Source organism: Bradyrhizobium sp. 170, from assembly GCF_023101085.1.
Taxonomy (GTDB): domain Bacteria; phylum Pseudomonadota; class Alphaproteobacteria; order Rhizobiales; family Xanthobacteraceae; genus Bradyrhizobium.
This window is the reverse complement of the sequence record NZ_CP064703.1, coordinates 1,675,363-1,698,154: the sequence shown is the minus strand read 5'-3', so window position 1 is coordinate 1,698,154 and position 22,792 is coordinate 1,675,363. Positions and strand designations below refer to the sequence as shown.

General features: G+C 63.7%; 18 protein-coding genes and 5 pseudogenes. 3 read left to right on the top strand and 20 right to left on the bottom strand.

The window, feature by feature from the left end:
* Positions 1 to 816: 816 nt before the first annotated feature.
* The 4 genes and pseudogenes from IVB05_RS08165 to IVB05_RS08150 form a co-directional block, all read right to left on the bottom strand.
* Positions 817 to 1,440 (bottom strand): hypothetical protein, encoded by a 624-nt coding sequence (locus tag IVB05_RS08165; protein ID WP_247783810.1) that lies wholly within the window; start codon positions 1,438 to 1,440, stop codon positions 817 to 819.
* Between the two features lie 464 nt (positions 1,441 to 1,904).
* A complete protein-coding gene (locus tag IVB05_RS08160; RefSeq protein WP_247279062.1) occupies positions 1,905 to 2,201 on the bottom strand; it encodes a ferredoxin family protein in 297 nt (98 codons plus the stop codon).
* Between the two features lie 41 nt (positions 2,202 to 2,242).
* A pseudogene (locus IVB05_RS08155) lies at positions 2,243 to 3,548 on the bottom strand (FAD-binding protein).
* Positions 3,549 to 3,559: 11 nt separating this feature from the next.
* Positions 3,560 to 4,672, bottom strand: a complete 1,113-nt coding sequence (locus IVB05_RS08150) for an electron transfer flavoprotein subunit alpha/FixB family protein (protein WP_247783809.1) — start codon at positions 4,670 to 4,672, stop codon at positions 3,560 to 3,562.
* A gap of 483 nt (positions 4,673 to 5,155) precedes the next feature.
* Between IVB05_RS08150 and IVB05_RS08145 the strand changes: the two genes are divergently transcribed.
* Complete coding sequence (locus IVB05_RS08145; RefSeq protein ID WP_247783808.1) at positions 5,156 to 5,434, top strand: hypothetical protein; 279 nt, start codon at positions 5,156 to 5,158, stop codon at positions 5,432 to 5,434.
* Positions 5,435 to 5,852: 418 nt separating this feature from the next.
* On the opposite strand, the pseudogene nifW reads toward IVB05_RS08145, so the two are convergent.
* From nifW to nifH, 4 genes and pseudogenes are all read right to left on the bottom strand, one after another.
* Positions 5,853 to 6,184 (bottom strand): annotated as a pseudogene (gene nifW / locus IVB05_RS08140) (nitrogenase stabilizing/protective protein NifW).
* Between the two features lie 114 nt (positions 6,185 to 6,298).
* A pseudogene (gene nifV / locus IVB05_RS08135) lies at positions 6,299 to 7,449 on the bottom strand (homocitrate synthase); the annotation flags it as partial.
* Positions 7,450 to 8,045: 596 nt separating this feature from the next.
* Complete coding sequence (locus IVB05_RS08130; protein WP_247786621.1) at positions 8,046 to 8,741, bottom strand: nitrogen fixation protein NifQ; 696 nt, start codon at positions 8,739 to 8,741, stop codon at positions 8,046 to 8,048.
* Between the two features lie 100 nt (positions 8,742 to 8,841).
* Complete coding sequence (gene nifH, locus IVB05_RS08125; protein ID WP_026233535.1) at positions 8,842 to 9,732, bottom strand: nitrogenase iron protein; 891 nt, start codon at positions 9,730 to 9,732, stop codon at positions 8,842 to 8,844.
* Positions 9,733 to 10,265: 533 nt separating this feature from the next.
* Here nifH and IVB05_RS08120 point away from each other — a divergent pair.
* Positions 10,266 to 10,820: a peroxiredoxin gene (locus tag IVB05_RS08120; RefSeq protein WP_247324253.1), complete on the top strand. Its 555-nt coding sequence runs from the start codon at positions 10,266 to 10,268 to the stop codon at positions 10,818 to 10,820.
* Between the two features lie 909 nt (positions 10,821 to 11,729).
* Here the strand turns inward: IVB05_RS08120 and IVB05_RS08115 are convergent.
* Positions 11,730 to 11,993: a hypothetical protein gene (locus IVB05_RS08115; protein ID WP_247341862.1), complete on the bottom strand. Its 264-nt coding sequence runs from the start codon at positions 11,991 to 11,993 to the stop codon at positions 11,730 to 11,732.
* A gap of 216 nt (positions 11,994 to 12,209) precedes the next feature.
* On the opposite strand from IVB05_RS08115, the pseudogene IVB05_RS08110 reads away from it, so the two are divergent.
* Positions 12,210 to 12,410, top strand: a pseudogene (locus tag IVB05_RS08110) (transposase); the annotation flags it as partial.
* On the opposite strand, the gene IVB05_RS08105 reads toward IVB05_RS08110, so the two are convergent.
* The 11 genes and pseudogenes from IVB05_RS08105 to IVB05_RS08055 all read right to left on the bottom strand — a co-directional run bounded on the left by IVB05_RS08105 (position 12,403) and on the right by IVB05_RS08055 (position 22,701).
* On the bottom strand, positions 12,403 to 13,119 hold the full coding sequence (locus IVB05_RS08105) for a hypothetical protein (protein WP_247783807.1): 717 nt from the start codon (positions 13,117 to 13,119) through the stop codon (positions 12,403 to 12,405). The pseudogene IVB05_RS08110 and the gene IVB05_RS08105 overlap by 8 nt on opposite strands.
* Entirely contained in the window at positions 13,040 to 13,504 is a 465-nt protein-coding gene (locus IVB05_RS08100; RefSeq protein WP_247518867.1) for a hypothetical protein, read from the bottom strand. The genes IVB05_RS08105 and IVB05_RS08100 overlap by 80 nt, the downstream gene beginning before the upstream one ends.
* A 125-nt stretch (positions 13,505 to 13,629) precedes the next feature.
* Positions 13,630 to 13,791: a hypothetical protein gene (locus tag IVB05_RS08095; RefSeq protein ID WP_247783806.1), complete on the bottom strand. Its 162-nt coding sequence runs from the start codon at positions 13,789 to 13,791 to the stop codon at positions 13,630 to 13,632.
* A 116-nt stretch (positions 13,792 to 13,907) separates the two neighbouring features.
* A pseudogene (gene fni / locus IVB05_RS08090) lies at positions 13,908 to 14,958 on the bottom strand (type 2 isopentenyl-diphosphate Delta-isomerase).
* An 85-nt stretch (positions 14,959 to 15,043) separates the two neighbouring features.
* Positions 15,044 to 15,946 carry a hypothetical protein gene (locus IVB05_RS08085; protein WP_247783805.1) on the bottom strand — a complete coding sequence of 301 codons (903 nt, stop codon included), beginning with the start codon at positions 15,944 to 15,946 and terminating at the stop codon, positions 15,044 to 15,046.
* Complete coding sequence (locus IVB05_RS08080) at positions 15,943 to 17,490, bottom strand: hypothetical protein (protein WP_247783804.1); 1,548 nt, start codon at positions 17,488 to 17,490, stop codon at positions 15,943 to 15,945. The genes IVB05_RS08085 and IVB05_RS08080 overlap by 4 nt, the downstream gene beginning before the upstream one ends.
* 307 nt (positions 17,491 to 17,797) lie before the next feature.
* Positions 17,798 to 18,796, bottom strand: a complete 999-nt coding sequence (locus IVB05_RS08075) for a polyprenyl synthetase family protein (RefSeq protein WP_247786620.1) — start codon at positions 18,794 to 18,796, stop codon at positions 17,798 to 17,800.
* Between the two features lie 148 nt (positions 18,797 to 18,944).
* Positions 18,945 to 20,288 carry a cytochrome P450 gene (locus IVB05_RS08070; RefSeq protein WP_247783803.1) on the bottom strand — a complete coding sequence of 448 codons (1,344 nt, stop codon included), beginning with the start codon at positions 20,286 to 20,288 and terminating at the stop codon, positions 18,945 to 18,947.
* Complete coding sequence (locus IVB05_RS08065; protein WP_247783802.1) at positions 20,288 to 21,133, bottom strand: SDR family oxidoreductase; 846 nt, start codon at positions 21,131 to 21,133, stop codon at positions 20,288 to 20,290. Before IVB05_RS08065 ends, IVB05_RS08070 begins: the two co-directional genes overlap by 1 nt.
* Positions 21,120 to 21,410 carry a ferredoxin gene (locus IVB05_RS08060; protein WP_247783801.1) on the bottom strand — a complete coding sequence of 97 codons (291 nt, stop codon included), beginning with the start codon at positions 21,408 to 21,410 and terminating at the stop codon, positions 21,120 to 21,122. The genes IVB05_RS08065 and IVB05_RS08060 overlap by 14 nt, the downstream gene beginning before the upstream one ends.
* 1 nt (position 21,411) lies before the next feature.
* On the bottom strand, positions 21,412 to 22,701 hold the full coding sequence (locus IVB05_RS08055) for a cytochrome P450 (RefSeq protein WP_247783800.1): 1,290 nt from the start codon (positions 22,699 to 22,701) through the stop codon (positions 21,412 to 21,414).
* Positions 22,702 to 22,792: the final 91 nt, after the last annotated feature.

Sequence of the window (22,792 nt, the reverse complement as noted above, 5' to 3'; positions counted from 1 at the left end):
AGCGCGTGAGGCGCCTTCGTGGGGTTTGAGCGGGCCTACTGACCGACCTGGCCGGCATTGACGTGGGACGCGCCGTTCGGCCGCACTCAGCTGCGGATTTCGGCTATGTCTTCGCCGTGCTCGTGGACGCGAGGTTCGGCGAAATCCTGGTGCGGCTCGCGAACACAGCGAATAGCCGAGGCGAGTTCGTTTCCCCGGCGATCGAGCAAGGATAGGGGGTGTATGGCAGACGCGCGGCGGAGCGTTCATGTCGACGATCCAGCGCCACCCAAGAAGGCGCCTTTGCCCAATTGCAGCGGGCCGCCACTCAGCTTGTCTGCAATTCTCGACTAGGTCGCGGAATACTTGCCAGGCCTTCCCCGCCGTCCGCCAGGGCGCAGCCAGCGACTACCGAAACAAGGACGGTCGATTTCACCAGGGCGCCTCACTGAGTTGAGCGACCGCCTTTCGCCGCTTTGCCACATCGCCGCGGCTCGGTCGATGTGTCCTGCCGTGATTTCCCTTGCTTGGCTGTTAGCGAACGGTTCCATGATCCGCCAGCGCGCGAACGCGCGCTGCAACTGAACATGAAAGCTCAGAACTGCGGATCTCGTCCTCGCTAACGCGAAGGTCGCCGAGCTTGACGCGGCCGGGGACTGCGACCGGGCGTGCATAGCGGCTCCGCGTCAGCGATAAACGCTAAACGGATGACAAAGGAACTAAGCCGCAAATTTCGACGCGGTTTTGACCTCGCAAGCAGGCGCCGAGATTTTCTGACGTCCCCATTCGCTGTGGACATTCCATCTGCAGGAGTGTCCCTCAAAGTGCCCCGGACACTCACGCGCCCTCGGCAGCTCCGCTCAAATCCGCTTCCGAACCGATCCCGGCATGGCGATCCTTCGCCGGCTCGTTCAGGAGCCCGGCGAGCCTGAGGCCTTCAAGGACTCCTTCGAGCCGCTGTTCGCGAATGATTGCGGCCAGCAGCGAAACGGCCTCCTCCCGATCGACGGTGAAGCAGACGTCAGGCGCTCGCTCAACCAACAGGTCCAGCAAGGTCGGAAGGTCAGCAACGTGGTGGCGTAAGGTCGAGACCACATCATTCGCGAGATAGGTCGCCAAATCAGCATTCGGCGGCGGATCAAAGTCCAAGTCGACCTCGGCGCGCTTCTCGATCGCATGTCGTATCAACTCGCCCTGCCGTCTTGCATTCATCGAGAGCATGAACACCGCATCCGCGAGGTTCTCGCGCGGCAAGCTTCTCAGTTCGGCTATGCGGGCCTGGATGTCGCCGACCGAACTCTCACGGCGTGCCTCTGCTCGCCGCGCGTTAGCGGCTGCCCTGCTCTTTTGTAATCGAACCATTGTCATGCTCTCTGGCCGACCATATATCCCGGCGATACAGGCGAATGAAAGTGCAAACTTGTGTGCTGCATGCGCGCAGCCCGCCTGACGAACGCGCAACCGGCGGTCGCGCGAAGGAGTCACAAATCGCTAATCTCGTGATCCGCTCGTGCTTGTCTGTCTATAAGGCGCTCGATGGCACGTTCGTCGGGTCGGCGGTGGCGAAGCGAAGTCCTGCTTACAGGGTTCCGTTTGTAGGTGATAGGCAGCGTCGCGAGGCAGTGGCGGCAGGCGGATCGCCGCGAACTCCAAAGGACGAAACCGGCCAGATATTGGGGAAGAGAACCAGCATCGGTCGACAGATCCGAGATGGACGACCTAATCCCGCCAATGCGTTGCGCCCTGTTTCGGATCCGCTCGCTTTGGCTATCTTCGGGCATATTATAGCGGAACCTGGCAAGGGCCCGGCCCGGTAGATGGAAAGGTTGGGACTCGATTGAATCAGGTGAAATGTCAATTTCGCGCGTGATCTCGTTGTATCGCGAGAACGCCGCAGCCTGCCAATCAGCCCCTACCCCGAAGCTTTAACCAAATTTGAATAGCACACCGTAACCGCCACGTGGGTAGCTCCACTCGATATCACCACTTTCTTCGCAGATCACCCGGCAGGTGCCGCACTCGATACACCCGTCGACTGTCACCTCAACATGACCTTTATCGCTGAGCTCGTAGCACCGTGCAGGGCAGGCCTTCAGCATCGATAAGAGCCGCGAGGATGGTGTGGTGTGCGGCCGCACCTTGATATGGGCGCGGCCGGAATCAACGAGATAGCGGTTGTAGAATAGTTTGTCCTCGACACGTCGGGATGGCTCGCTCGGCATTGTTTCTGGCTCCGTCGTTCGTCGTTGTCTTTGGTTTGTGATCACCGCCAGGCCCGGGCAATGCGCAGGGCATCGCTGAACAGTCCACTCCACGACCGCGCCTTGATGAACGAGCTCAGCATCAGCTTGTCTTTCTCGAGCTTTGGTGTGCCGTCGACGCGCATAATCCTGCATTGCCTTGGAGAAGAGCTGCGGATATGTGAGAAAGAAGTTCTGCGAGTGGGTATGCATCAGTGCCGGCATATCCTTGTACTTCTTCAGGTCCTTGATCACGAAGGAATCATTCAGCAGTTTTTTGTAAAGCGAAAGATTGTTGGCCGTCATCGGATCATTTCGCGATTTGATAAGGCAGATCGCTTCGGCGGCGATACGGCCCGACGTCATCGCCAGATTGGACCCCTCGCGATGAATGGCGTTGTTGAGCTGGGCGGCGTCTCCGACAACGACCCAACCCTCACCACAAAGCTGCAGGATCGCCTTGTATCCACCTTCGGGGATCAAATGCGCGGAAATATTCCTTTACTTCCGAACCCTCGATCAACGGCGGGACGGACGGGTGACGCTTGAAGCTCTCGAGCAGGCCGTAAGGCGTCTCGCCGGTACGCTGGAAGTCGGCAACAAGACAGCCGATACCGAGCGAGATGCATTCCTTGTTGGAATAGATGAAGCCCATACCGGTCATGCCGCGGGAGATGGTTCCGGCGGCTTCGATGACGAGCCCCTCGTCGCCTTTGAGATTGAAGCGAGCATCGATTGTCTCGCGCGACAGGAAATGCATCTCCTTGACCGCGAGTGCGACCTTGTCCGGTTTCGGCCGCCCTCTTAAGCCCGCACCCGTCCCGAGCACTCCGTTCACCCCCTCGGCCAGCACGACGACATCTGCATGGATTTCACCCCCATCTCGGTCTGTGCGCACCCCGACGACCCTCCCATGGGAATCCTGGAGGAGCTCGGTCACCGTGGTCTCGCACAGCACCGTGGCGCCGGCCTCGCGGACCTTCTGCGAGGACCATTTATCGAACTGGGCGCGGATGATGGTGTAGCGGTTCAGCTTCTCCTCGTTGAAATCATCGGAGCGATAGTGAATCCCCGTGCGCGAACGCTCGTCCACGATCCAGAAGCGTTGCTCGACGAGATGCCGCTCAAGCGGTGCATCTTCTCGGAAATCCGGGATCAGCTTCTCCAGCATATCGGCACGAGGATGGCGCCTTGCACGTTCTTCGACCCCGAATACTCGCCGCGCTCCAGCTGCAGCACTTTTAGGCCCCGCTCGGCCATGGTAAGCGCTGCCGCATTCCCGCCCATGCCAGCACCGACGACGATCGCGTCGAATCTTTCCTCGATCACAACAAGCTCCCCTAGCCAGCGATGCGGTCGTTCGAGTGCGGCGACAGCTGCGCGCGGAATGCGGAGGTCAATGCGGGCAACAGTCGAATGGCGTCGGTGACGATGCCGATGTGGGCGAAGTCGAAGATCGGAGCGTTCTTGTCGGTGTTGATGGCAACGATGAGGTCGCCCCCCTCCACGCCAACGCGATGCTGGATCGCGCCGGAAATACCGGCCGCGATATAGAGCTTTGGCCGAATGGTTTTCCCGGTCTGGCCGATTTGTCGGTCCGAGGTGACCCAGCCCTTCTGGACCAGCGGCCGCGAGCAGCCATATTCGGCGCCAAGCACGTCCGCGAGCTGCTGTACCAGTTGGAAGTTCTCAGGCGATCCCAGACCGAGCCCTCCGGCGACGACCACGTCGGCATAGGCAAGGTTGGACTTTGTAGAATCGCGGTCCAGCAGGAACGACAGCACTTTTGTGACGATATCTTCTTCTACAAGCCCGAGCGGATGCGAGATGACGCGCCAGACGGCGCCGGTCACGCGCTCGGGCATCGGCATCACGCGCGGACGGACGGTTGCCATCTGTGGACGATAGTTCAGTGTGTAGATCGTGCACAATAGTGAGCCGCCAAACGTCGGCCGGGTCGCTGCAAGCGAGCCGTCGGCATCGACATCGAGCTCGGTGCAGTCGGCAGTTAGGCCGGTGAGCAGTGTGGTGGCCACTGAGCCGGCGAGATCGCGGCCCAGTGTAGTTGCCCCTAGGAGTAGGATTTCCGGCTTGTACGTATTGACCAGCTCTGACAGGGCCTTGGTGTAGGATTCATTGCGATAATCGGCCAACAGATCATCCGCGACGATATAGGCGAGGTCGGCGCCGTAGCAGAAGGATTCGGCGACCGCCTGCTGCGTTGTCTCCCCGACCGGGCCGATGACAACCGCGGCGAGGTCAACGTTGAGCTTGTCGGCGAGCCGGCGGCCGGCACCCATCAGCTCCCAGGAGACGGGGTGCACTATCCCGCGTTCCTGCTCGATGAAGACCCAGACGTGCTTATACGCCTTGAATCGTTCGGGCAGCTCCCTCTTGGTCGCCGCGCGACCACCACCCGCGGCCGGAGCTGCGCTTTTGGGTGCGGTGCTCATCATCTGTACTCCCATCCGTGTTCAGTAGCGGCTCGCCAGCGAAGCGTGCTCCGCCTACAGCTTTGAATTCGCGCGTGAAGATTGCTTCAGTTAAAAGTTCGGCCGCGTGCCCGCCGCCATTTTTTCAACACCGCCTGGCAGCAGCGCGGGGCCGAGACACCCATTGCTGGACCTTTGTCGACGAGCCGGAAGCACGAGCTTCGGGTTCTTTCCGGGTTTGGCATTCTGGGGGCACCATTTGGCAATGGAACTAGTGAGGCACCCAACCGCGCCGGTCACGCGAGCCGATCGATTGGTCCCCCCTCATCTTCGAGATGCAACCGAGTTGGAACAGATCGAGGACCTGCCAGAGGCTCGGCCGGTGCCATTGTCGGCCGCGAGCTTGCCGGTGAAAACGCGATCCATTACTCTGAATGCCCTCGCAATCTTGCCGATTGCAGCGACACGCGCGCAACTCTCTTGGCGAGGGCACGAGGGCCGGCGGTGAAGCCGCCCGTCAACGGCGCCGCGCGGCCGGCGCTGGAGAGCAAGGGCTCCCCCCGGGAAACCTCGGCCATAGATCGGCCAACGGGAGTGATTTCGTCGACGAATCTTTGGCGCGGATCAAGCGCAGCTTTCAGCTCAGCCAGGCCGGAATATGCAACCATCGCTTTGGCGTCGCGACGCATCATGGTGCCGACAGGCAGCGCGCGCGAACTGCGCGGCGTCAAAAACAAACTCGATGCGGACCAAGATGTGCATTCGCTTCTCCAGACTAGCTGACCATGTGTCAGCAATTGTCGTACCAATTGCGCAGACGATGAAAATTGACCGCCAATACCGAATCTTACTGAAGGAAATCGGATTGGCAGCCTCTCACGAGGATCGGAACATTCGATAACCGTGCTGGATCCGCGTCCGGAATGCGACAGAAGACAGTCATCCGAATCTTGGTGCGCTTTCCTCGCCAAATATGCGCACCCCGCTGCCGGCGTACCATTGCAGGAGATAGGCGCACCATGGGCACCAGCTTGAAACGACGGAAATATCAGGGCTGAGCCGTGATTGGCCCTTAAGGAGCCGAGTGTCCAAGCTGCGGACCGCGAGGCCGTAACTGCAACTTCCGTTTGAATTCGACGCCCTGGGTCGTTGGCAGGTTCTCCGAACCTTCACGCTCCAGAGCACGAGATATAAACTCAATTCACTCCAAGGAACCGAGCTGCACCAATGCTGGATGCTTGTTCGGTTGTGGTGCGGCCGCATCCTTCAGGACCTTGAACACGCGCTGTTCGATCGGGGAGGACGTGACGAAGTCGGCATAGGCGCGCTCAAGCGTGGCCTTGCAACGCGAGGCGAGTCAGGATCGGATGCACAGGTAAACTCCTCGCCCGCGAGATATTGACCCATGCGACGCAGGATATGAAGCCGCGCCACGTCGATGATTTTCGCATCGTACTCGACGCCGAGCAGTGCAAAAAACTCCTCTGCCGCGGAGGCCTTGTTCAATTGCGAAAGGATCCCATCCGTCGTCATTCTCAACCTCCATCTAGATCCGCCCAGAAACCGTCCTGGCTCGAATGTTCCAACCTGATCGCGCGACGCGCATGGCTGACCGCCCGATCGCCCTCGGTTGACCGATCTCTCGTGAATGTCGCGCCAGATCGCCACCACCGTTTCCTGGGAAACCGGGCCTTTGTGCTCGATGGCATGCTTGCGAACGCGCGCGAGAATGGTTTCGGTTTGCTCGGCGCTGACCGAAAGCTGCAACTCGGACAAGAGCGAAGTGATAGCGGCAAGCCCTGAATGCTTGCCGGTCACAATGCGGTGGGAGCGGCCGAGCAACCCCGGGTCCAGCGCTTGGTAGGTGGGCCGGTCTTTTAAGAGCCCATCGACGTGGATGCCGGATTCATGGGTCAAGACATGCTCGCCGACCATCGCCTTGTTGAGCGGAATGGTGGGGCACGCTGCGGCTGCAGCGGCGGCCGCGACTTTTCCAGTTCGGATAGCAGCACGCCGGTATCACGGCCGTAGAGCTGCCTGAGTGCGACGGCAACTTCCTCCAGCGACGCATTGCCGGCTCGCTCGCCAAGTCCAATGACCGTCACAGAGGCGTGCGTCGCACCGGCCTTGATCGCCGCCAGCGTATTAGCCGTCGCCAGCCCAAGATCGTCATCGCCGTGGAATTCGAACTCGAGATCGGTGCTGGCGCGCAGTGCGGCCATGAGCGCGAAGGACGCGTCAGGATTGAGCACGCTCAGCGTATCTGCGACACGAAAGCGCCGCGCGCCGGCCGCCTTGGCGGTTGCGATCAGGTCGATCAGGAAGTTGACATCGGCACGCGAGGAGTCTTCGCCACCCACCGCGACATCCAGTCCCCTGTCGCGAGCATAGGCCACGACGCGCTTCACCCGCTCCAGCGCGGCCAAACGGCCGCCACCGAGTTTCGCCGCAATCTGCACGTCGGACGATGGAATCGATAGCTTGACCATCGAAACACCGGCCTCGATCGCCGCATCGACGTCCGCGGGTTTCATCCGGCACCAGCCGATGATCGTGGCCGCAAGGCCCGCTTCGGCGACCGCTCGGATCGCGGCAATCTCTTCCTGACCCATCGCCGGCGTGCCGGCCTCGATCTCCTTGACTCCGGCCGCGGCCAGCGCACGCGCGATCGAGACGTTTTCCGGTGTCGTGGAGGCCACGCCGGGTGTCTGTTCGCCGTCGCGCAACGTGGTGTCATTAAGGACTATGGACCTCGACCGATCTTTGTCGGGCCCGATGATTGCGGCAGCGAACGCCATCAGCGGCTCCGTATGTTTATTCCAGAAGCTGTTCAGCAACTGCTGTGCCAACCCGCTCGAATTCCCAAGAACCTGTGAATGACGTCGAATTTCAGATTAGCCGGGTGTGTCGCAAATCCGACAGGGTGGAAACGGCGGAGCGCCAGGTTCGGTGCGCTTGCGACCGAGCTGAAGGCAGGAAGCCGGGCTTGGAAGCTTGCTAGCCGGGCAACGGTTCGGACCTCACCTCAAGCTGCAGCACTTCGGGGAAGGCGCGTGCATTCAGGCATGCTTATCGAAGAAGAATTTTGAGCCATCGGGTTCGGTCCAACCCCAGGGTCGGCGTTCGTAAACAAGTTCAGCGGGCGCGATCGAGAGGCCAGATGTTGGCGTCGATCGCGCGTCAACATAGAACATCTCGGCGGTAAATGTGACGGTCGCCTCCGCCAATTATCAAGCCGCGATCATCAGGCGCCGCCGCATCCGCCTTAGGCCGGCTGCGCGCAGTTGTTTACCCCGGTGTCTTTTCAAATCCTCATTCTCCTCATGTGACAGCTGGCCGAAAGCTCGTCCGATACACCGGGACTCGCGCCGAGGAGGGGGCATCCATTATGAGCTCAGTCTTGCGAACTTGGGATGGCTTGGACGGAGTCATCGACACGACGCAGATGATCCCGCCGGCGTCCGGCCATCCGGCTCTCCCCGCTCTCCTCGCCGAAGCAAAGATCAAAATCATTGCATTCCGTGCAGACCGGCGTGGTACACATCACCAGACCGTCATCTTCGCATAGCGTGCGATAGAAGAAGCGCTTCCAGCGCATGTTCTTGGTGTTGCGAGCCGCCAGCGGCCCGAAATGGCGCATTAGGAGGCGGGACAATTCGTCCCGCTTCCGCAGACCGAGATCTTCCCACAAGTGATTAGGCTCCATGGCGCGCCGCGCGATCATCGTCGCGAGCCAGCCGCCGACCTCGCCATGGGTGGAACGTTGCGTAAGCAGGAGGTCGCGCACCATAATCGTCTCGTCAGGAGCCGGTAACGCGGGCTGTTCGCGCCAGGTACAACTCCTGACCGGGGTGGATGGGAAGTATTGCACCAAGAGCGCATCGAGCTCCTGGTTAGTCAAGCCAGCCCGTTCGGGAAGTTGGCCGCCATCCATAGCGGATGCGGCGAGAACGCAAGCGAGCACATGGCGATCGAAATCGTCATCGTCGCTGATGTCGACTTCTGTTGGATGGCGCCCGGTCAGAAGCCCGTAGAGCTCACTTGCATCGCGCTGCTCGGCGATGTGAGCTGCTGATACAGGAGATGACATCGTATCGGCCAATTTGCTTTGTGTGCCAATCATGAAGGTCCCCCAGCTTCTGAGCTGGACGACGTCGGCCTTCCCCGGTCGAGAAGGCCGACAACATGAACTATGCCGAAACAGCGGCGAGCTCGGCGGCAGTCTTGCCGACCAGGCTCTCGTCGACGGGCTTGATGATGCCGTGCTCCATGAGCATATCCTCGAGCTCGTCCATGCTGATTGGCGTCGGGATGGCGCCTTGTCCAGCATTATTGTGGATCTTGGTCGCGAGATTGCGATAGTGATCCGCCTGCTTGGACTCTGGCGCGTATTCCAGCACAGTCATGCGGCGCAGCTCCGCGTGCTGCACGACATTGTCGCGCGGCACGAAGTAGATCAGCCGGCTGCCGAGCTTCTTGGCAAGAGCATCTGCAAGCTCCAGCTCCTTGTCGGTCTGCCGCTCGTTGCAGATCAGGCCGCCGAGGCGCACGCCGCCGGAATTCGCATACTTCAGAATACCCTTGGAGATGTTGTTGGCGGCATACATCGCCATCATCTCGCCGGACATCACGATGTAGATTTCCTGTGCCTTATTCTCGCGGATAGGCATAGCGAAACCGCCGCAGACGACGTCGCCGAGCACGTCGTAAGAGACGTAGTCGATGTCCTCATAGGCGCCATTCTCCTCCAGAAAGTTGATCGAAGTGATCACGCCTCTTCCGGCGCACCCGACCCCCGGCTCTGGACCGCCGGACTCGACGCATCGAATGTCCTTGTAGCCGAGCTTGATGACGTCCTCGATTTCGAGGTCCTCAACGCTGCCGGCATTTGCCGCCAGACTCAGAATGGTGTCCTGCGCTTTGGCGTGCAGGATGAGGCGAGTCGAGTCCGCTTTGGGATCGCAGCCGACGATGAGAATCCTTTGGCCCAGCTCAGCAAGAGCCGCCAGCGTATTTTGCGACGTTGTCGATTTACCGATGCCACCCTTGCCATAAAACGCGATTTGTCTCAGCGAAGACATGTTGCTCTCCATCAACCGATTGCCAATTTTTCGCGCCGAACGCGCGAGGCTGTTTCTCTCTCAGAAACGTGGGCACACGGGTTTCGGGAAGGAGGCCATCGCTCGCCATCGGCGTCGGCGTGCCCTCAGCCCTTACTCGTTGTTGCTGCATCCAGTTAGCAACTGGCGTGCCATTCGTTCGCACGCGCGTTAAGCATCTGACTAGGCTCGACTAATAGCGCAGCGTCCGAGACCGGATGCTGTGGCGGACCCGACAGCGGCAAGGGTTCTGAGAGAAACCCGACAAAGCCCGGCGCGTGGATTCCACTACGAGTGTCGGGCGAAAGAGCGCGGAACGGGGAATGCCGGGCCGTAAGCCCGAGACAATTGAGGAGACCACACGGTGCAGATGGGGTTCGAGGACACCGCCATCATCAAAGGCGAATGTTCCACGACCGGCATGATGGGTACTTGCCGTCAGATCGGGTGGCATATCGCTTGCTTTGCCAGTCGCGGAACGCTGTTTCCGTGTGACGCGATGTTGTGAGGACAATATGCCTGGAATTGGAAGTAAGTTGCCGCCCTTCGACATCACAGGCGTGAAGCCCGGCTTTCACCTGCAAGAGGAGAACGGGCAGAGCGCCTTCGAGACGCTGACTGAGAGGAGTTTCCCCGGAAAATGGAAAGTCATCTTCTTTTACCCGAAGGATTTCACATTCGTCTGCCCGACCGAAATCGCTGAGTTTGCTCGCCTGTCCAAGCATTTCGCCGATCGCGATGCAATCGTGCTTGGTGGCTCGACCGATAACGAGTTCTGCAAGCTCGCCTGGCGGCGTGAGCACAAGGATCTGCACCGTCTATCGATCTGGCAGTTTGCCGACACCAAGGGCGCACTGGTCGATGGCCTTGGAGTGCGATCGCGTGATGGCATCGCGCATCGCTACACCTTCATCGTCGATCCTGAGAACACGATCCAGCATGTCTATGCGACAAGCCTCAATGTCGGCCGCAGCCCGACGGACACGTTACGCGTTCTGGATGCGATACAGACTGATGAGCTCTGCCCTTGCAACCGCGAAATCGGCGGCGACACGCTTAAAATTGCCTGAGGCAACATATCGAAAGTGCAGCAAGGAGCAGCTCCCGCATTCGAAGGACGTCAGATTCAATCGTTTGTCGGATACCAGATGAGACGATCTTACCGCAAATGCGGCCTGCTGCTAGCGAGTGCGGCCCGCAATTCAATTCTCATTGCCGCCATGGAGTCTGCCGCGGCCGCCGCGCTGTCCGCGCGCGGCAGTCGCGACGGCGAAATCGACGGCCTCGATGATGACGATGAACAATGTTCAGTACCGCTTTGCTCACCTCACAACAAATCCCGCATACAAGAGGATGCCGGCGCGGCTCCGCATGAACATACAAAATACTTGTACGCTTCTGCGCCTGCTGGACGCACATCTCCTGCCGGAGTACCTTTATATTGTCGCCGTAGGCCGGACCGCGGCTATTCCCTTCCGCCTTGCCGGCCGGCAGCATCATCAGAGCGATCTGCGTCAGCCGCAGGCCGCTAATGCTGTAGGCCGACGATGCCGGCGCCCACGGACTCGGAAAAAATGGTGCCAAGCTCCCTCTTCGGGGCAACTAGATTCCAGTCGCCGCGCCTCGAGAAGGGTGGAGGCAGAGGGAGATGGCTCAGCGCCGAATGACGTCTACCGGCCGAGATGATGATCCGCCGGCACGCTCGCGGACCGTATTTCCGGGCTCGGTAAATCTATATTCACCGATATAAGCCGCACTTGAGACGAACGAGTCGGGTTTATTAGCCCCTGATTGAAACCATGACACTCGACGAGGTTTAGGCCAAGTGAGCCGGTCTATCGGGAAATCGGTCAGCTCGTTCATCGCGCGAGCTGTGCCTCGGGCGCAGGGACCTGAAACGATCAGGTGGCCCGGCGGTCGTAAGCCGCCTGGCCGTCTCGATCATCACGCCGGTCGATTTCCGAACATTGACGCGTATCTCAGCGCTGGTGACCCAAGCCAATCCCCAAGGTACGTGCTTTCTGTCTTAGAGAGCCCTCGGATCGCTTCATAAGCTTTGAAACCCTAGCTACAGGGGTGCGGGCCTTTGAGTGCGCTTTGAGCAGCTTGACGTCATCCTTACTATACTCTTTGCGCTTGGTGCTTTTTGCCACGTGTTCTCCGATTTCGCTTTGCACATCTGCCTGTAGCGTCTTGTTTTTGGCGAAGACGCAACTGCTTCCCATTACCATATCAATGGTCATCGACAACTATTCAAGCGGATTTTTCTCTTCGAGATAAGAACTGGAACTACACGCGAATTTGTCCTCTGTCCTCTGGATCTTTATCCGTGTGACAAACCCGATTTTCGACGCGCACGTCAGCCCCTTCAACATGGAAGCAAGCCATAGAGTCGTCCTGCATCTGAGACCCGAGGCCAGGATGCCGATATCGCGGCGGCGCCCGATGTTCTGGCGCTCGCGCCGCCCATTCCCAACAAATCCAACCGCGTCGTCATCCATCGCTTCAACAAACGCGCCTACAAAGGCCGAAATGTCATCGAGCGCTGCTTTTGCAGGCTCAAAGACTTCCGCCGTATCGCCACCCGATACGACAAGCTCGCCCGGAATTTCTTGGCCGCTGTTCATCTCGCCGCTCTCGTCGCATATTGGCTCAATTGAATCTGGACCCTAGAAGTTGCTCCAGGTCGCGGATCGCGCGGCCGACCCGCCCATGCCACAGACGCCACTTCACGGCTCTGATGTCCCTGTCGATGGTTGGAAGCGCTTCAAAGGGGCCTGATCGGGATCGTACGATGTGATCGGCGATCTGCTGAATGGGCTGGATCTTCATGGCAATATGAAACCAGTCGATGATGTGGGTCGTTGGTTTCGGCATGGCGCGGGGCAGCCGCTTTAGGATTTCGGCCCCGTCCGAGATCACCGTCACATCCCCAAAGCCGCGATATCCGACTTCCTGGAGAGAGTGAAGAGCACGATCGCGGATTGCCTGCTGGTCGGTGCTGCCGGTGACGAAATAGCGACCGCCCCTTTCTCCCCGTCCCCCGCGGCCGCATCTGGCCACGACGAGCTCGAAATTTCGCGCCGAATGTTGATCAGCGCTACGAACGTGCGCCGTATCAATGCTGATGACGAACTCTTTGCGCCGATCTCCGGGAAGCTGCATCTCAAGCTGGCATCGGTCATCCGTTTGGGACCTCGCGCGCCAAGTTTCCTGCATGACCTGGTTGTCGAGCCGCTTGCCGATCCTGATGGTACGCTTGCGCACGGTCGCATGCGTCTCAGTCGGTTCAGTGGGCAGGAAATCGGCCAGCACCTTCGCCGCCTGGCGGTAGGGCAGCATGCTTCCTAGCCGCGCCGTCAGTTCCATCAGCTCCCGCTCGATCGGGACAAATTTCCTTCAGCGGCGCGAAGGCACCGACCATCCCTGGATGGCATTCCCGGCACAGCATCCATCGGGGATTGCGAACCTCAACGGTGCCGAAGACGGTTCGGATCCGGCGTGTCGTGTAGTCCTTGACCGGTCGGAACGTATGGCAATCCGGGCAAACCCGGCGAAGAAGGGCATACGTCTCCGCCTCATGATTCACGACCGCGTTCTGCAGCGCTGCCATGATCTTCTTGCTATCGCCGATCGACAAGCCGATGTCGCCGTCGAACAGGCTCTCCCAGCTCTTGTCTATGCGGACCTCCTTCCGGCATGTGTCGCCAAATTCGTTCCGGCCCTCGATCGTAACCGTCCATTCCACCGCCATCGCTTTGTCTCAAACGATGCTGATGGACTGCTCGAGCCTAACAACCCGTGTTTGACCCAGAGAAGTTACCGGTCTCCTCACGACCGACCGCGCATGACTCGGGGTCAATGTGGATCGCTACTCCTTCATTGCAATGGACTTGCACCATCTACTCCTTGCCGGTCTCCCGGCGCACCTTGTTCCGACCCCTTCAGGGGCTCAGCTCGTTCGGCGCGGCCGATCACCCCGATCAAAGCATCGACATAGGCGTCGAATGCGGCTTCACTCTCGGCTGTCCAGTCGGTCATGGCGGGGCGCTTCCCTGATCACGAAGCAGCACCCTAACAAATCCGCGACCAGCGCGAATCCCCCCGCATCCGCGACTTTCTGATTCAGTAAGACTAGGCGCCCGCCGCCGCCGGCATCAACCGGCGGGCAGATGCGCCGAGGGCAACAAGCGCGCCTGACGCAACGCCGCTAGATCAGCCGAGCCGGTGCAGAAGCAGGCGACGGCCAACTGGCGGATGACGATCTCGAAATGCGCGACAACCGCCTCGGTGGACACCGTAGCCGCGCGCAGCACGCCGGCCGCCTGCCCCGGCGATGTCCGCGCCCAGGCGGATGGCCTTGGCCACGTCGACGCCGTCGCGGATCCCGCTCGACGCGATCAGCTTCACCGTTGGCAGCGCCCGACGTACCGCCTGCACGCTGGCCGGGGTCGGAATCCCCCAATCGGCGAACGCCATCGCCACTGCACGGTCGGCGGCATCGCGGGCGCGCTCGCCCTCCACCGCGGCCCGACTGGTGCCGCCGGCGCCGGCGACATCGATCACCGCCACGCCCGCCTCGACGAGCGCACAGGCCACCGAGGCGGACAGGCCCGACCCCACTTCCTTGGCCACGATCGGCACGCCCACGCTACGCGCTGCGCGAGCGATCTGCGCCAGGACGCCGCGCCAGTCGCGGTCGCCCTCCGGCTGTACCGCTTCCTGCAGCGGATTGAGATGGACGATGAGTCCATCGGCCTCCAGCGCATCCACCGCCCGGCGCGCCAGGTCCAGGCCGTCGGCCTCGCGCAGTTGCGCGGCGCCGATATTGGCCAGCAAGGGAATGTCTGGGGCCAGGCGGCGCAGCGCGCGCGTCAGCCCCTGGGAGTTGCGGGATTGCAGGCTCACGCGCTGCGAACCGACGCACATGGCGATCCCCAAGGCTTGCGCTGCCTCGCTCAGATGCCGGTTGATGGCCTCGGCGCGTGGCATGCCGCCGGTCATGGAGCTGATCAGCAGCGGCGCGCGCATGGTCTTGCCCAGCAGCGAGGCGCGCAGGTCGATCTGCGTCAGGTCCAACTCGGGCAATGCGCAGTGTTCGAAACGGATGGACTCCCAGCCGGCGGCGACCGTGGCCGGCGCCGTTCGCCGATCCAGCACGATGTCCAGATGGTCGTCCTTGCGCCGGCTCAGGGCGGTGTCGCTCATGCTCGCTCCATCCGTCGCATCGGGCGACGGCGTTGCGTCGGATCGGACCGACGGCAGCGCGCGCACGCCGCCGCCTCCCGCGCGTTCAGGCCGGCGCACGCTGGCCTCCCCCCGCAGCGTCGCTGCGGTAGCGGCTGGTCGAGGTCTGGTAGTACTGCGCGCGGATGGCCGCCATGGCCTCGATCAACGGTCCCCACGGCGCGGGAAAGCGTTCTTCCGCCATCACCCGGTGCAGCATGCGCGTATGGCCGGCCAGCTCGTCGTTGAGGAACTCCACCACAGGCATAGCCGGATAGCGCTGCAGCAGCAGGATCGCCGCGTTGTCGGCCTCGCCGGCCGACCTGTCCTTGTCGCGTCCATGCAGATCGTTCTGCAGGCGCCCTATCGCGGAGATGAGCCGCAGGACCTGGCGAAACGCCGGACGCGCGCGCAAGGTCGCCATGTCCAGCCCCCACAGCAACGACAGGCAACAGAACACGTTCGTGTAGGCGATCGAATCGATGCCGTTGTGCAGGTACTCGGCGTAGGACCAGCGTTCCGCCCCTGCCGCCTGCGCGTGCCCGGCGCGCAGCGCCGCGCAGTAGCACCGGGTATCGTCGAGAAGCTGAGCATAGTCGCGACGATCGTAGGCGAGCGCGGCCAGCGAAGCGCGCAGCACAGCGCAGCCCTCGAATCCGGGGAGCGCGCACGGCACGCCCTGCCCCAGCGCCTGCTCCACCGCGGCGAGCTGCTCCGGCGCGATCAGGCCAAGGTCGTTGCAATCGTCGAGCCAGAACAGCAGCGCCAGTTCGCGATAGAACGCCACGATCAGCGTTTCGTCCTGCGGATCGCGGCCGTTGCGGACGCTGGTGTCGCGCAGGCTCGGGTGGATGCGCTGCAGGATGTACTGGCCGCCCCTGACCGCTTCCATGGCATGCTCGTCGGCGAACCCGGTCAGGGAACGCCCCCACTCCAGCACCTGCTGCAGCGCGCGTTCGGTCTGGATCATGGTGCTCCTGCTCCCTCGGCCAGGACGCGCCGCCCCCAATGAAGCGCCAGCCACAACCCGGCGAGTTCGGCCACGCGCACGACCCGGGTGGGGCAATACAGTTCCTTGCCGATCCACAGCGGCGTCTGCGGCAATGCACGCGCCGCATGGCGGGCGAGCATCCACTCCAGCGCACGCGCCACCGCCTGCGCGATGCGCCGGCGCCCTGTCGGCTCTTCGCTCCCGTCCATCACGTACAACGCGAACAGCGCATAGGCGGTTTCCTCGAATGTGGACGCGCGACCGGCGCCCCAGCCGCCGTCGTCGCGCTGCGCCTGCAGCAGCGCCGCCAGCGCGCGCTCGTCGCGCCACTGGGGCTTGCCTTGCGCCAGCGCAGCAACCGCATGCGCGGTGGGATACAGCCACGAAACGTGCCATTTTTCGTTGTCCCATAGACCGTGCGGGTTGCGATTGGCCTCGACGTAGGCGCTGGTGCCGGCGGCGGGCTTTCCCAACAGTCGCAACGCATGCAGGGCATGGATGTTGGTCGACACCGAGGCATTGCGCTCGCCGGGGAAGGTGACGAACAGCTCGCCGATTTCGAAATGGCGCAACGCATCGACCGCCGGGTCGCGGCCTGCAAGGCGCAGGACGCACAACGCAACGGCGGTGTCGTCCGCATCGGCCGCGAAGTGCAAGGCCGGGCCCAGACCGCGCACGCCCAGGCGGGCGTCGAGCTGCGCGACGATCACGCGCACCGCCTCGGCGAGCGCGGGATGCGCGAACAGCCCGGCCAGATGCAGGGTGTACAGCGACCAGCATGGCTCGAACACATTGATCGGCCAGACGTTGGGAACGACACCTTCGATGCCGCTGCGCGTCGCCCGCGATGCCGCCTGCAGATACGCGTCGGCGCGCCCGACCTGCGGCGTGCTCCCCTGTGTCACGGCGTGCGCACGACACGCGGCGGTGGCCGCCGGACTGATGCCGATGCTGCCGTCGTCATCCGGGCATGCGGTGGTCGGCGACGTCCCCCAGGCTTCCCAGGAGTGCAGCAACGGATGGCCGCTCGGCAACGTCGCCACCGCCCCCAGCTTGACCAGGCACGCTTGCCGCAACGGCAACAGCGCCGGGTGGCGCGGAAACGCCACGCCGCCCAGCAAGGATGCGGCCTCGCCGCACAACTGCGGCAGGATCAGCTCCGCGCCGATCGGCGCGTCTTCCGGCACCGCATGCGCGTAGGGATCGGGCTGGCGCTCGAGGAACCGGGTTGCAGCCTGGACTGCGTCGGCAGCGCCGGGAAGAGGATCGGCACGCTGCAATGCCAGCAACGCCGCCCACGTGGGCGCATGGCGGAACAGCGGGAAGTCGGCGCTTCCCCATCCGCCATCGGCCTGTTGCTGCGCGATGAGCCACGCGTATGCGTCCTGCCGACCGGTGACGTTGCCGTGGAACTGCAGAGCTCGCGCCGTGTCGTAGACGGACGGACCGACGCTGCCGCCGTCGCTCATCTCGCTCAGCAGGTGGCGCAATTCGGAAAGGATCTGTTCGGACAGCGCGTTCACGCGGGATGTTCCTTCTGCAGACGGTTGACGAGAACCAGGATCGGGCAGACGCCGCGCACGTCGCCGCAGGCCCGTCGCGGCCCGGCGCATGGGCAGCGCCGGACGGCCGCCCTGCTCCGGCGCGGCGACGCGCCCCGATGCTGGCGCCGGTCCGCCGCATAGGCTTGCGCGCAGCGCGCCGCGTGCGCCGCGGCCGTGCTGGGCAACCGCTGCGATCGGCGCCGCGGACTCGGACACAGTGCAGCATGCACTGCTGCCGCCGGCCGATCGCAGCGGCACAGGGGCGACTCCATGCGGACGGGCGCGCTCATGCGCATGGCGCGTGCTTGAACAGATACGCGTTGGCCCGCTGCAGCATCTGCGCCAACCGTTCCGCACGTGGCCCCAGCGGGGCGATGGCCTCCCCGGCGTCGCGCAACAAATCCAGCGCGAACTGGCGCGCTGCCTGCAGCCCCATGATCGACGCGCAGGTCGGCTTCTGCGCCGCCGCGTCCTTGCCGGGGGTCTTGCCCAGCGTCGCGGTATCCGCTGTCGCGTCGATAATGTCGTCGACCACCTGCAACGCCAGGCCGAAACAGGCGGTGTAGCGATCGAGCGCACAGTACAGCGCAGCGTGCGCGGCATCCTCCGCGATGGCGCATAGCGCGCCCATGCGAACGGACGCGCGCACTAGCGCTCCGCTCTTCATCCGGTGCATCGCCACGATCCTGTCCAGCTCGACGTGCTTTCCGACCAGCGACAGATCCATGGCCTGCCCGCCTGCGGCACCCTCGGCGGACACCGCCTGCGCCAGTTCGCGCACGAGCGCGATACGGTTGTCGCCCGGCACATCCAGGCTCGCCAGGGTCAGGAAGGCGTGCGCCTGCAGCGCATCGCCGACCAGGATCGCAGTGGCTTCGCCGAACTTGACGTGCACGGTCGGAAGGCCGCGGCGAAGCACGTCGTCGTCCATCGCGGGCAGGTCGTCGTGGACCAGGGTACAGGCGTGCATCATCTCGATGGCGGCGCCGACGTTGTCGAGCATGTGCGCCGGCGTGTCGGCCAGTGCGCCGGCAGCCAGACAGAGCAAGGCGCGGGTGCGCTTCCCGCCATGCAAGGTGGCGTAGCGCATCGCCGCCATCAGCTCGGTCTCACCGTCGTCTTCGGCGCAGAGAAGACGCGCCAGCGCCTGTTCGACCCGCTTTGCGCCGTCCTGCATCCAGATCTCCGGCAGCAGCCTGCCGGATGCGCCGCGCGCCTGCGCGCCCAATCCGCCGAGCGCGGAAACGCCAGTTCGGTCGTCGTGTAGCGTGGAACCGGTCTGCATGTTGTTCATGTCCTTGTATCTGACACGGCCACGGCGAGCGCCGAGCCGCCGCGGTGTTGCCGGCGTCGCACCGAGCGCGCGCGCCGAGTGCAGCAATGCCGCGCGTCACCGGCGCCGCTGCCTCGCCACACGGGGCACGCGAGCCAGCTCATGAGAATCCGATGCGGATTGTCATGGACGGATGTGCGGTCGGGTAATAGCGTCGGCCTTTTTCGATGCCGCTCAGCAACCGCGGCCGCACCCCGGCCTTGTGCATGGTCAGCGCCAAGGCGATGCAGAACTGCACCAGTTCCAGCCATACCAAGTGGTAGCCGATGCAGACGTGTGGTCCGGTACCGAACTGCAGCATGTCCACCGGCCGGATCGGCTCCGTGCGTTGCAGCCACCGCGCCAGGCGGAACTGATCAGGCGCCTCGTGCAGCAGCGCCGAGGTCGAGAAATGCAGCAGCGGAATGCACAGATGGGTGCCCGCGGGAATGCGCCGTTGGCCGAGTTGCAATTCCTGCAGCGCGCGACGCGGCAGGAGCGTGGTCGCCGGATGCACGCGCAGCGTCTCGCGGAACAGCGCCTCGGCGACTGGACACTGCGCAAGGTCCGCGTGCCGGGTCGGCACCGCGCCCACGCGTTGCGCCTCCTCGACCAGGGCGTCCCACAGCACAGGCTGCCGCGCCAGCTCGATCACCATCCAGGCCATCGTCGAGGCAGTGGTGTCGTGACCGGCAAGCAGCAGCAAGCGGATATTGGCGACCAGGACGTCATCGGAGAGCGCATCGTCGCTGCGATTGAAGGCGCTCACCATGTCGTTGATCAACCCGGTGCGCGCGGCATGCGCGCGCGCGTCGCGGACGAACTGGCGCAACTGCGCGTCGATCCAGTCGCGGGCGGCGCGGCCGCGCCGCAAGGGCAGTCCGGGCAGGTCGACCGGGGGCGCGACGATCAACTGCAGCAGTTGCCGGTACTTGCGATGCCATCCCGGCAGGTCCTGCGCGGGGATTCCCAGGAGGCTGAAGATGAGCTTGAGCATCAGGTCGCCGGTTTCGCGCAGGATGGTTACCTCGCCGCGGTCGCGCCACGCCTGCACCCGCGCCCGGATGACGGGCACGAACAGGTCGCCGATGCCGGCCTGGGTCAGCCCCTTGGGCAGGAACGCCTCCTTGATCGCATCGCGCGCCTGCCGGTGCGCGCCGCCGTCCCGGGCAACCAACGTTCCGCCAAGCAATTCGGGCGCGATCTCTTCGATCAGCGCCGAGGACACGTCCTTGTGCCGGAGCAGTGCGAACGCATCCGGATCCACGCAGGTCATCAGGTGTCCGGCAGGGCCGAAATCCAGCCAGAAGTGGCTGCCCAGCGTCCGTTCCGCGCGCCGCAGCAGGCGCGGCAGGTCGCAGACGATGGCGGGAAGATGCCCGACCAGGGGGAAAGCGCCGGGCACGACCGGGATGTCGTACCGCAGCCGGTGCCGACGGTCCAGCGGGTTGAGCAGCATGTCCATCAGCAGCGCGGCGCCGCGGCCGCTTCGGCAGTGTCGCCGGCAGGCCGCGCGGCGCGGCTGTTGCCACCGTCGGCGTACGTCGGCACATGCGCCAGCATGCCGCCGTCGATGCACACGACCTGGCCGGTGATGAACGCAGCATCGTCGGAGAGCAGGAACGCCACCAGCGCGGCCACGTCCTCGGGGCGGCCGACGCGCGGCAGGAGCTGGTGCCGGCGCAGATGCCGTTGCATGCACTCGTCCAGCTTGGCGAGGAGACGCTCGGTCATGACGAGACCCGGCGCAACCGCGTTGCAGCGGATCTGCGCATGACCGTACTGGGTGGCGAGCGAGGCCGACAGCATGTTCATCGCCGCCTTCGACGCGGCGTAGGACGTCTGCGCGGTGTCACCGCTGAGCCCCTGGCACGACGACATGTTGACGATCGCGCCACCGCCGCGGACGATCATCCGTGGGATGGCCTGCCGGCAGCAGAGCAGCGTGCCGCGCAGATTGGTCGCCATGGTCTGATCCCAGACCGCCAGGTCCAGGTCGAGGAGCGCGCGGTCGCGCGGGGTCAGATGCATGGCGCTCGCGTTGTTCACCAGCAGGTCGACCCCACCGAAGTGCCGCTCCGCCGTCTCGAACAGCGCTGCCACCGCCTGCGCATCGGCGATGTCCATGGCCAGGGCCAGCGCGTGGCCCGCTTCGGCCGCGATCTGCGCGGTGCAGGCGATGGCCGCCGAGCCATCAATGTCGGCCACCACCACTCTGCCGCCCTCGCGTGCGATGGCGACGGCGCATGCCTTGCCGATGCCGGCGCCGGCGCCGGTCACCACGGCCACCTTGCCTTCAAACCGTGCCATCGTGTCCTCCTGGATTGCGTTGCTCGGCCTCCGCCGGAGAAGGCGCAGGGTCGGCGCTGGCGCGCTCGTCATCGCCAGCGTCGCTTTCGATGACCCGAATGGCGGCGACTGGACACTGGCTTGCCGCGAGCCGCACGGCGGCGTGCAGCGCCTGCGGGACCGTCGCCACGCACACTTCGGCCACGCCGTCCGGTTCGCGCTGGCGAAAGGTGCCCGGCAGCGTCAGCACGCACTGCCCGGTGGTTCCGCACAGATCCTGGTCGACCACGACGCGCATCTCAGCCCCCCTGCGCATGCAGCCGCACCGGCAGCGCGCGGAACGTCCTAAGGAACGCGGAGGGCTCCCGGGTCGGCGGCTCGGCCAATGCCAGCGTGGGGAAGCGCACCTGGATCCGCGGCAGGCTCTCGGCCAACTGCACCCGGGCCAGTTGCGCACCGAGGCAGAAGTGGATGCCGTGGCCGAAGCTCAGCATGATCTTCCCGTCGGTCGACATGCCAGGACTGGTGCCGTAGAACCGCGCGGGATCGAAGCGGTCGGGATGGGCGAAGGCGTCCGGGTCGCGATTGCCGGCCGCGATCAGCACGCGCACGTCCGCGTTCTTCGGGATCACCACGCCGCCCAGTTCGATGTCGCGCTGGGCGATACGCGGAATGGAGCTGAACATGGCGGGCGCGTCGCAGCGCAGGACTTCTTCGACGAATGCCTCCACCCCCACGGCGTCTCCCTGCAGCCAGTGCCGCTGTTCGGGATACGCCAGCATCGCCACGACCGCATGGTCAATGGTCGCAGCAGTGGTTGCGAAGCCGCCCAGCAGCATGCCCCACAGCATGCTGATCAACTCCGCATCCGACAGCGTGTCGGCATCGTCGTCGTGTGCGCCGACCAGCATCGACACGATGTCGTGGCGGGGATCGGTGCGCTTGCGCTGAATGAGGTCGCCGAAGTAGGCCTGCACCCTGGCGCTGGCCGCGTCCGCCGCGGCGAGCTGGGGATCGTTGGCGTGCGGGCCCAGGCCTTCCAGAATGGCGCCGATGCCGGCGGCGAGCCCGAACATGTCGTCCTGGGGCATGCCGAACAGTTCGGCGAAAACCAGCATGGGCAAGGCCAGCGCGAATTCCCGATGCAGGTCCACCGGATCCCCGCGCTCCAGCGCGGGCGCCATGCCGTCCAGGCGCGCTGCGACGATGCGCGCGATGCTCGGCCGCAGGTTGTCGATCTGGCGCATGGTGAAATCGCGCGAGATCAGCCGGCGCAGACGCGTATGCGTCGGTGGTTCCTTCATCGCTAGCGTGGACGCCAGCAGATTGAGTGACAGGCTGGTCGCCGCACGCGGGAAATAGCGCGCCAGTTCGCCCGGCGCCGGTCCCCGAAACGCATCGCCCGTGGCCTTGAGCGCCCAGTAGATGTCGGCGTGGCGGCTCAACAGAAAGAGGCCCGACGCCGCGCGATGCACCGGATCGTGCTCGCGCAACCACCGCATGAACGGATACGGGTCGTGGATGCACGCTGGCGACGCCAGTTCGGCGAAGGCGTCCCGGCATGCTGCCGTGGTTTCTTGCACGTCCATCTGGTTACCTGTTGGCTGGCTGATCTGACCGGCGCGCGCCAGGCGCGCCGGCAAACTGCGGAGAACATCGCGATTCCCGGCGGCGTCCGAG